A 2016-nucleotide genomic window follows, 5' to 3' on the forward strand; every position below is an offset into this window, starting at 1 on the left:
AGCGTGCCCACCATCAAGAGCGGCACAAGAAGAGGTGGGCACGCTGCGCTTTGCCCGCCCTACATAGGCTACCAAGCCTTACGCCGCGTGGTCCACCTTCAGCACACCGCGGCGGATCTGGTCTTCCTCGATCGATTCGAACAGGGCCTTGAAGTTGCCCTCGCCGAATCCGTCGTCGCCCTTGCGCTGGATGAATTCGAAGAAGATCGGCCCGATCGCATTCGCCGAGAAGATCTGCAGCAGCAGCTTGGTCTGGCCGCCATCGACCACGCCCTCGCCGTCGATCAGAATGCCGTTCTTCTGCAGCCGCGCGACGTCTTCACCATGCCCGGGCAGGCGCTGGTCGATCTTCTCGAAATAGGTATCGGGCGGTGACGGCATGAACGGCAGGCCGGCCGCGCGCAGCATCTCGATGGTGCGATGGATATCGCGCGCGCCGCAGGCGATGTGCTGGATACCCTCGCCGCGATAGACGTAGAGATATTCCTCGATCTGGCCGGAGTCGCCGGCATCCTCGTTGATCGGAATCCGGATCTTGCCGTCCGGACTGGTCAGGGCGCGCGAGAACAGGCCCGAGGCGCGGCCCTCGATGTCGAAGAAACGGATCTGGCGGAAGTTGAACAGCTTGGCGTAGAAGCCGGTCCAGACATCCATGCGGCCACGATGCACGTTATGGGTGAGGTGATCGATGTAATAAAGCCCCGAGCCCTCAGGCCGCGGATTCTTCTCACCGAGCCATTCGAATTCGAGATCATAGGCCGAGCCCTTCGCGCCGTAGCGATCGACCAGATAGAGCAGGCTGCCGCCGATGCCCTTGATCGCGGGGACATCGAGCGTCTTCTGCACGGCAATATCGGCCGGCTCCGCGCCGAGCGACAGCGCGCGCTCATAGGCGCGCTTGGCATCGACCACGCGGAACGCCATCGACGGCGCGCACGGCCCATGCACGGCGACGAAGTCATGGCCATGGGTGCCCGGCTCCTCATTGACGAGATAGTTGATGTCGCCCTGGCGATAGAGCGTGATCTGCTTCGTCTTGTGGCGGGCCACCGGCACATAGCCCATCAGCTTGAACAGGCGGTGCAGCTCTTCCGGATGCGGATGGGCATACTCGACGAACTCGAAACCATCAGTACCCATCGGATTGTCGACGCTGATTTCGGCCGGCGGCGCATCGTGCGGAAACGGACCCATTGCGATTCTCCCTACTTAATTCACGAATCTCCGCCGACCGGCCCGCAAGGTGCATGCAAAATGGCGCGCGATGGGCTAGCATCTTGCACAATCCGTGCATCATAACGGCAAATGGCGCATGATTCAGTTAGACACGTTCGATCTCAAGCTGCTGGCCGCATTGCAGGACGACGGCCGGCTGACCAACCAACAGCTCGCCGATCTCATTGGTCTGTCGGCCTCGCAATGCTCGCGGCGGCGGATGCGGCTGGAGGAGGAGAAGGTGATCTCGGGCTATCACGCCGACCTCGCCGGCGAGGCGCTCGGCTTCGAGCTGATCGCCTTCATCCAGATCACGCTGGCGACGCACTCGCCCGACAACGCGAAGAAATTCCGGGAGCTGGTCAACCGTGTGGATGCGATCCAGGAAGCCTATTCGCTGACCGGAGACGCCGACTATCTCTTGAAGGCGGTGCTGCGCGACCTCAAGAGCCTGTCCGACATCGTCAACAATGTGCTGATGCCGCACCAGAGCGTCGCCCATGTGCGCTCTTCGATCGTGCTGGACAGGCTGAAGGAGAGCGCGAAATTGCCGTTGAAGGCGCTGCAGCGAGCATGATCCGGAAAAGTGGGAATCGGTTTTCCCTCGCGACAAACGCGGAGCGTTTGCGCGGAGATCATGCTCAAACAGAGTGTGGCGCAAATCGAGGGAATTCCGTCATTCGAATTGCGGGCCTAGAGCATTTTCGGTTCTGATTGAATCAGAACCGAAGCTCTAGTTTCTTGTTTTGACGCGTTTTCTTCACGCGAACCGGTATCCACTTCGCTCGAAAACGCTCTAGC

Annotated in this window: 2 protein-coding genes; one reads left to right on the plus strand and one right to left on the minus strand. The window is 60.7% G+C overall.

The genetic code is table 11. The annotated features are described in order from the left end of the window. Positions 1–78: 78 nt before the first annotated feature. Positions 79–1194, minus strand: coding sequence for a 4-hydroxyphenylpyruvate dioxygenase (gene hppD / locus CWO89_RS43610; RefSeq protein WP_130584321.1), 1116 nt, complete (start codon positions 1192–1194; stop codon positions 79–81). A 118-nt stretch (positions 1195–1312) separates the two neighbouring features. On the opposite strand from hppD, the gene CWO89_RS43615 reads away from it, so the two are divergent. Beyond that, positions 1313–1792, plus strand: a complete 480-nt coding sequence (locus tag CWO89_RS43615) for an Lrp/AsnC family transcriptional regulator (RefSeq protein ID WP_130584322.1) — start codon at positions 1313–1315, stop codon at positions 1790–1792. The last annotated feature ends 224 nt before the right edge of the window (positions 1793–2016 follow it).

Origin of the sequence: Bradyrhizobium sp. Leo170 (assembly GCF_004296405.1) — a bacterium.
Taxonomy (GTDB): Bacteria; Pseudomonadota; Alphaproteobacteria; order Rhizobiales; family Xanthobacteraceae; genus Bradyrhizobium.